The organism is Streptomyces viridosporus (assembly GCF_002078235.1).
Classification (GTDB): Bacteria; Actinomycetota; Actinomycetes; order Streptomycetales; family Streptomycetaceae; genus Streptomyces; species Streptomyces viridosporus.
In genome coordinates this window covers 1-6,753 of record NZ_MSGP01000101.1, presented here as the reverse complement: position 1 = coordinate 6,753, position 6,753 = coordinate 1, and the positions used below count along the sequence as shown (strand labels likewise).

The following is a 6,753-nucleotide window of genomic DNA, read 5'->3' as shown; positions in this document are numbered from 1 at the left end:
GGGGGCGGGCCGGGCGCCGCCCTGTTCCTCCTCACCACCGGGGTTCCTCCACACCGTCGGAGTCGTCCACAGGACCTGCCGCGTTTCGGCCACCGGCGGTACGGTCGGCGTGATCGATGTCATGCCCGGTGCCGTGTCGTCCTCGGTGCCGGGCCGGAGGAACGTCATGGGCACGCGCGGGTGGGTGCGTGCGGGGGAGGCGATTGGTGTGACCGAAGTTGTCGCAGGGGTGACCGGGACGGAAGACGTGCGAGGTACGACAGGCGTGCGAGGTACGACAGGTGCGGAAGGCACGGTAGGTGCGGAAGGAACGGCAGGCGCGGGTGAGCCGCAGCGGCTGCCGCGGGTGCCGGGCTTCGCCGAGTGGCCGGCCGCGGGCGTCCCCAAGGCGGAGGGCAAGGCCCTGCGCCGGCGGGTTCCGCGCAGCGCGCACGCCACCCTGGACCTGGGCGCCTCCCGCCCCGGTGCGGTCGAGGCCGTCGAGGAGTCCGGCCGCGGCCGGCTGCCCGAGCTGACCCCGATCCGGGTGGGCCGGATGGCCGCGACGCCGTTCGCCTTCCTGCGCGGATCGGCGGGGCTCATGGCGTACGACCTGGCCCGCACCCCCATGACGGGGATACGCGCCCAGATATGCGGCGACGCGCACGCGGCGAACTTCGGCCTGTACGGGGACGCGCGCGGCGGACTGGTCATCGACCTGAACGACTTCGACGAGACGGTGACGGGCCCCTGGGAGTGGGACCTGAAGCGGCTCGCCGCCTCGCTGGTGCTCGCGGGCCGGGAGGCCGGCGCGGACGAGGACACCTGCCGCGCGGCGGCCCACGACGCGGTGGGCGCCTACCGTCGCACGATGCGGCTGCTGTCCGGGCTGCCGGCGCTGGACGCGTGGAACGCGATCGCGGACGAGGAACTGGTCTCCCACACCGACGCCCACGATCTGCTGGGCACGCTGGAGCGGGTCTCCGAGAAGGCCCGCTCGAACACCAGCGGCCGTTTCGCGGCCAAGTCGACCGAGGCGACGGCGGACGGCGGCCGCCGTTTCGTCGACGCTCCGCCGGTCCTGCGCCGCGTCCCGGACGACGAGGCCGCCGCGGTGGCCGCCTCCCTGGAGCAGTACCTCGGCACGCTCCCGGAGGACCGCCTCCCGCTGCTGGCCCGGCACGCGGTGCACGACGTGGCGTTCCGCGTCGTCGGCACGGGCAGCGTGGGCACCCGCTCGTACGTCGTGCTGCTCCTCGACCACCGGGGCGAGCCGCTGGTCCTGCAGGTGAAGGAGGCCCGTCCCTCGGCCCTGGTGCCGCATCTGGCGACGGCCGGCTTCGACGCCCCGGAGGCGGGCCACGAGGGCAGGCGCGTGGTCCTGGGTCAGAAGCGGATGCAGGTGGTGAGCGACGGCCTGCTGGGCTGGACGACGGTCGACGGCCTGCCCTTCCAGGTGCGCCAGTTCCGCAACCGCAAGGGCAGCGTCGACCCGGCGGCGCTGGCCGCCGACCAGGTCGACGACTACGCCCGGATGACCGGCGCCCTCCTGGCCCGGGCCCACTCGCACAGCGCGGATCCCCGCCTGATCGCCGGCTACTGCGGCAAGAACGACGAGCTGGACGAGGCGGTGGCGGCCTTCGCGGTCTCCTACGCCGACCGCACGGAGGCGGACCACGCGGACCTGGTGGCGGCGGTGCGGTCGGGACGGATCGCGGCGGAGCTGGGAGTGTGAGGGGTGGACCGTGGCCTACGCTGTCCGGGTGACGACCTCGGAAGGTGAGCAGGGTGACGGCGGCGCCGGTGCGCGGACGTCGGGCGACGGCGGTGCCTCGCGGCCCGAGGAGCGGCTGGAGCGGGCCGTACGGGCCGCCGAGCAGGCGCTGATCGAGTTCGAGATCGCGGTGGAGACCTTCCGCGTCGAGGTCGAGAACTTCTCCCGGCTGCACGAACAGAAGCTCGGCCCGGTCTACGCCCGCCTCGAGGAGCTGGAGGCCCGGATCCTGGAGGCCAGGGCCGCCCGCACCGGCGACCCCGAGGACCGGCGCCGTGCCGACGAGGCGCGTGCCCGGCTGATGCCGATTCCCGGGGTCGAGGAGCTGCTGAACGGCTGGATGGACGGCGACGGCCTCTTCCCGGAGGCCACGGCCATGCTCACGGACCAGCCGGTCCGGCCCCCGCAGCGGGTACGGCCCAGCGAGGAGGCCCGCAGGCTCTACCGCGACCTCGCCCGCAAGGCCCACCCGGACCTGGCGCAGGAGGAGAAGGAACGGCTGCGCCGCGAGGAGTTCATCACCCGCGTCAATGCCGCCTACGCCCGCGGCAACGAGGCCGAGCTGCGGGAACTCGCCGAGGAGTGGGCCGCCGGCCCGGAGCTCAAGCGCGTGCCGAGCGCCGCCGAGGAGCTGTACGCCCGCCTCGAATGGCTGGCCCAGCGCAAGGAACTGCTCACGCTGGTCGCCAAGGAACTGGAGGAGAGCGCCATCGGGGCGATGCTGCGCCTCGCCCCGGACGACCCCGACCGGCTGCTGGAGGAGATCGCCGAGCAGCTGCGGGCCCAGGTGACCGAACGCGAGACGGAGCTGGCGGGGCTGCTGGACTGAGCCCCGGCCCGGTCCGGTCGGGTAGCGTCGGGGGCATGAATTTTGGAGCTGGGGTGCCCACGGTCGCGGTCGCGGACCTCGAGGACGGTGACTTCCTGCTCGACGTCCGTGAGGACGACGAGTGGAAGGCCGGTCACGCCGAAGGGGCGCTGCACATTCCGATCAGCGAGTTCGTGGCCCGCTACGGCGAGCTGACCGAGGCCGTCCCGCAGGACGGCCGGGTGCATGTGATCTGCCGCTCCGGCGGACGGTCGGCCCAGGTCACGATGTATCTGGCCCAGCAGGGCATCGACGCCGTGAACGTGGACGGCGGCATGCAGGTGTGGGAGTCCGCCGGCCGCCCCGTCGTCACCGACGACGGGCAGCCCGGCCACGTGCTGTAGGACCGCCGGGTCGGGGCCCGGACCGATCGGAACGGGTGCGGGTCGACCGGATCGGGGTCCGGGCCGACCGGGACGGGTCCGGGTTGCCGGGCCGGATGCGGGCCGACCGGATCGGGTCCGGACCGGCCGGGTCGGGTGCGGGCTGCCGGGCCGGATGCGGGCCGCCGGGTCGGTCCCGTTCGAGCCGGGTCGGCTCGGACCCGGGAGCGGGGTGGTTCCTACCGGTCGAAGTCCAGTTCCACCTCTTCCGTCACCGGATGCGACTGGCACGCCAGCACATACCCCGCTTCGGTCTCCTCCGCCTCCAGCGCGAAGTTGCGGTCCATCCGCACCTCGCCCGAGACGAGGAAGGCGCGGCAGGTCCCGCACACCCCGCCCTTGCAGGCGTAGGGCGCGTCGGGCCGGTTGCGCAGCACCGTCTCCAGCAGGGACTCGCCGTCCTGCACGGGCCAGGTACCACCGCGTCCGTCGAGCCGGGCGGTGACCGTGCTGTGCGCGGGAGCCGGTGCCGTCGCGGCCGGTGCCGTGCCGGTGTCCACGTGGAAGATCTCCTGGTGGATGCGGGAGCGCGCCACCCCCAGCCCGCGCAGCGCCCGCTCGGCCCCCTCGACCAGCCCGTACGGCCCGCACAGGAACCAGCCGTCCACCTGGTCCACGGGCAGCAGCGCCGGCAGCAGGCCGGTCAGCCGCTCCCGGTCCAGTCGTCCGGACGGCAGGCCCGCCCGCTGCTCCTCCCGGGAGAGCACCGTCACCAGCTGGAGCCGCTCGGGGTGGCGGTCCTTCAGGTCGGCGACCTCCTCCAGGAACATCGTCGAGGCGGAGGTCCGGTCGCTGCGTATCAGGCAGAAGCGGGCGCGGGGCTCGCGCGCGAGGAGGGTCGAGACGATCGACAGCACCGGGGTGATGCCGCTGCCGCCGACGATCGCCGCGTACCGGCCGGGGGCGGGGCGGAGCGTGAAGCGGCCGGCCGGGGTCATGACCTCCAGCTCGTCGCCGATGCCGATCTCCTTCAGCGCGTAGGTCGAGAAGGCGCCGCCCTCGACCAGCCGCACACCGACCCGGAGCGTGTCCGGTCCCTCGCCGTCGGGTGCGGGGGAGCAGATGGAGTAGGTGCGCCGCAGGTCCGCGCCGTCGACGGTGCGCCGCAGGGCCAGGTGCTGGCCGGGCGCGTACCGGTACTCCTCGCGGAGGTCCGGCGGGACGGCGAGGGTCAGGGCGACGGAGTCGTCGGTGAGCCGGTCGACCGCGGCCACCCGGAGCCGGTGGAAGCGCGCCATCACAACTCCTTGAAGTGGTCGAACGGTTCACGGCAGGCCAGGCACCGGCGCAGCGCCTTGCACGCGGTGGAGGAGAAACGGCTGAGCAGTTCGGTCTCGGCGGATCCGCAGTGCGGGCAGCGCACGGGGCCGAGGTCCTCCTCCCGCGCGTCCCGGGGGGTGGGGTGGGTGCGGGTCGGCCCGAGCTCCACCCGGACCGGCCCGGACGTCGGCCGCACGCGCGGTGGGGCGATGCCGAACTCCCGGAGCTTGCGCCGCCCTTCGTCGGTGATGTCGTCGGTCGACCAGGCGGGTGCGAGCACCGTGCGGACGGTGACCTCGCGCACCCCGTGCTCGCGCAGCACCCGCTCTATGTCCAGGCTCATCGCCTCGACGGCCGGGCAGCCGGTGTACGTCGGGGTCAGTTCGACCTCGACGGTGTCCGTCCCGCGCGCGCGCACCGCGCGCACGACCCCCAGTTCGCGCAGGGTCAGCACGGGCAGTTCGGGGTCGGGCACCGAACCGGCGAGCTCCAGGAGTTCCGCCTCCAGCGGGGTGGTGGTTACCATGTCGCCCCCGGGTGGCTGCGGTGCAGGTGCTGCATCTCGGCGAGCATGCGGCCGAAGGGCTCGGTGTGCAGGCCCTGGCGGCCCGCGCCGGCCGTCCACGCCCCCGTCCGCGGGCTCTCGGGCACCGTGAGCGTGGCGCGGCGCAGCACCTCTCCGGTCTGCTCCAGCCAGGCCGCCTCCAGGCCGGTCCAGTCGGCGTCGAGGCCTTCGACCGGCTGGAACATCTCACCGGTGTAGCGCCACAGCGCGTCCACCGCACGCTGCATCCGCGCGTGGCTCTCGTCGGTGCCGTCCCCGAGCCGCAGGGTCCACTGCTCGGCGTGGTCGCGGTGGTAGGCGATCTCCTTGACGGCCTTGGCGGCCAGGGGCGCGAACGGGCCGTCCCCTGCGGCCAGTTCGGTGTGCAGGAGGTGCTGGTAGGTGGAGAAGTACAGCTGGCGGGCGATGGTGTGGGCGAAGTCGCCGTTGGGCTGTTCCACCAACTGCAGGTTGCGGAAGGCGCGTTCCTCGCGCAGATAGGCCAGCTCGTCCTCGTCGCCGGCCATCGACAGCAGCACCCGGGCCTGGCCCAGCAGGTCCAGCGCGATGTTGGCGAGGGCGACCTCCTCCTCGAGGACGGGGGCGTGGCCGGCCCACTCGCCCAGACGGTGGGAGAGGACCAGCGCGTCGTCGCCGAGGGCGAGCGCGGCCGTCGTGAGGGCGGTGCCCTCGGCGGGGGGCGTCGTCACAGGTGCTGCACCCCCTCGGGGATCTCGTAGAACGTCGGGTGCCGGTAGGGCTTGTCGGCGGACGGTTCGAAGAACGGGTCCTTCTCGTCGGGCGAGGAGGCGGTGATCGCGGACGACGGCACGACCCAGATCGAGACGCCCTCGCCGCGCCGGGTGTACAGATCGCGGGCGTTGCGCAGGGCGAGCTCCGCGTCGGGCGCGTGCAGGCTGCCGGCGTGGGTGTGGGACAGCCCGCGGCGCGAGCGCACGAAGACCTCCCACAGGGGCCAGTCGGTGTGGGTCATGCTCGCGTCGCTCCTGTCTCGCCGTTCGCCGGCACAGGCCGGTCGGTTCCGTTGGTGAGCCGGTCGGTTCCGTGCGTGGTGCCGCCGGTGCCACGGGTGTGCTTGGCCGCGTGGGCCGCTGCCGCCTCCCGGACCCAGGCACCCTCCTCGTGGGCCCGCCTGCGCCGGTCCAGCCGCTGCTCGTTGCACGGGCCGTTGCCCTTGAGGACCTCTCGGAACTCCGCCCAGTCGATCGGGCCGAAGTCGTGGTGCCCGCGCTCCTCGTTCCACTTCAGGTCCGGGTCGGGGAGGGTGAGGCCGAGCGAGGCGGCCTGGGGGACGCAGATGTCGACGAAGCGCTGGCGCAGCTCGTCGTTGGAGTGCCGTTTGATCTTCCAGGCCATCGACCGGGCGGAGTGCGGGGACTCGTCGTCGGGCGGGCCGAACATCATCAGCGACGGCCACCACCAGCGGTCCACCGCGTCCTGCGCCATCGCGTGCTGCTCCGGAGTGCCCCGGCTCAGGGCGAGCAGCAGCTCGTAGCCCTGGCGCTGGTGGAAGGACTCCTCCTTGCAGATGCGGACCATGGCGCGCGCGTACGGACCGTAGGAGCAGCGGCACAGGGGCACCTGGTTGGTGATCGCCGCGCCGTCCACGAGCCAGCCGATCGCGCCGACGTCCGCCCAGGTCAGCGTGGGGTAGTTGAAGATCGAGGAGTACTTCTGGCGGCCGGAGTGCAGCTTGTCGAGCAGCTCGTCGCGGCTGACGCCGAGCGTCTCGGCGGCGCTGTAGAGGTACAGGCCGTGCCCGGCCTCGTCCTGCACCTTGGCCATCAGGATCGCCTTGCGGCGCAGCGAGGGCGCGCGGGTGATCCAGTTGGCTTCCGGCTGCATGCCGATGATCTCGGAGTGGGCGTGCTGCGCGATCTGCCGGACGAGTGTGGCCCGGTAGTCGTCCGGCATCCAGTCGCGC

8 protein-coding genes are annotated in these 6,753 nt (G+C 73.5%); 3 read left to right on the top strand and 5 right to left on the bottom strand.

What is annotated here, in order from left to right; all coding sequences use genetic code 11:
• Nucleotides 1–166 precede the first annotated feature (166 nt).
• The 3 genes from B7L92_RS07250 to B7L92_RS07240 are packed head-to-tail and all read left to right on the top strand — an operon-like array spanning nucleotide 167 to nucleotide 2,965.
• The gene (locus tag B7L92_RS07250) at nucleotides 167–1,714 is read left to right on the top strand and encodes a DUF2252 domain-containing protein (protein WP_081236633.1); all 1,548 of its coding nucleotides are present in this window, start codon (nucleotides 167–169) and stop codon (nucleotides 1,712–1,714) included.
• 28 nt (nucleotides 1,715–1,742) lie between these two features.
• The gene (locus B7L92_RS07245) at nucleotides 1,743–2,582 is read left to right on the top strand and encodes a hypothetical protein (RefSeq protein WP_081236634.1); all 840 of its coding nucleotides are present in this window, start codon (nucleotides 1,743–1,745) and stop codon (nucleotides 2,580–2,582) included.
• Nucleotides 2,583–2,635: 53 nt separating this feature from the next.
• Complete coding sequence (locus B7L92_RS07240; protein ID WP_016825458.1) at nucleotides 2,636–2,965, top strand: rhodanese-like domain-containing protein; 330 nt, start codon at nucleotides 2,636–2,638, stop codon at nucleotides 2,963–2,965.
• 218 nt (nucleotides 2,966–3,183) lie between these two features.
• Here B7L92_RS07240 and paaE read toward each other — a convergent pair whose 3' ends face one another.
• The 5 genes from paaE to paaA all read right to left on the bottom strand — a co-directional run.
• Complete coding sequence (paaE, locus tag B7L92_RS07235; RefSeq protein ID WP_081236632.1) at nucleotides 3,184–4,242, bottom strand: 1,2-phenylacetyl-CoA epoxidase subunit PaaE; 1,059 nt, start codon at nucleotides 4,240–4,242, stop codon at nucleotides 3,184–3,186.
• Nucleotides 4,242–4,790, bottom strand: coding sequence for a 1,2-phenylacetyl-CoA epoxidase subunit PaaD (gene paaD / locus B7L92_RS07230; RefSeq protein WP_081236631.1), 549 nt, complete (start codon nucleotides 4,788–4,790; stop codon nucleotides 4,242–4,244). The genes paaE and paaD overlap by 1 nt, the downstream gene beginning before the upstream one ends.
• On the bottom strand, nucleotides 4,784–5,518 hold the full coding sequence (gene paaC, locus B7L92_RS07225) for a 1,2-phenylacetyl-CoA epoxidase subunit PaaC (protein WP_081236630.1): 735 nt from the start codon (nucleotides 5,516–5,518) through the stop codon (nucleotides 4,784–4,786). The genes paaD and paaC overlap by 7 nt, the downstream gene beginning before the upstream one ends.
• Entirely contained in the window at nucleotides 5,515–5,802 is a 288-nt protein-coding gene (gene paaB / locus B7L92_RS07220; protein ID WP_037938218.1) for a 1,2-phenylacetyl-CoA epoxidase subunit PaaB, read from the bottom strand. Before paaB ends, paaC begins: the two co-directional genes overlap by 4 nt.
• Nucleotides 5,799–6,753, bottom strand: a 955-nt coding sequence (paaA, locus tag B7L92_RS07215; RefSeq protein ID WP_081236629.1) for a 1,2-phenylacetyl-CoA epoxidase subunit PaaA, incomplete at its 5' end; no start/stop codon positions are given. The genes paaA and paaB, both read right to left, overlap by 4 nt.

Coding starts and splice junctions, on each gene's coding strand:
- paaB (WP_037938218.1), bottom strand. CDS start 5,802: ATGACCCACACCGACTGGCCCCTGTGGGAGGTCTTCGTGCGCTCGCGC.
- paaE (WP_081236632.1), bottom strand. CDS start 4,242: ATGGCGCGCTTCCACCGGCTCCGGGTGGCCGCGGTCGACCGGCTCACC.
- paaD (WP_081236631.1), bottom strand. CDS start 4,790: ATGGTAACCACCACCCCGCTGGAGGCGGAACTCCTGGAGCTCGCCGGT.
- B7L92_RS07250 (WP_081236633.1), top strand. CDS start 167: ATGGGCACGCGCGGGTGGGTGCGTGCGGGGGAGGCGATTGGTGTGACC.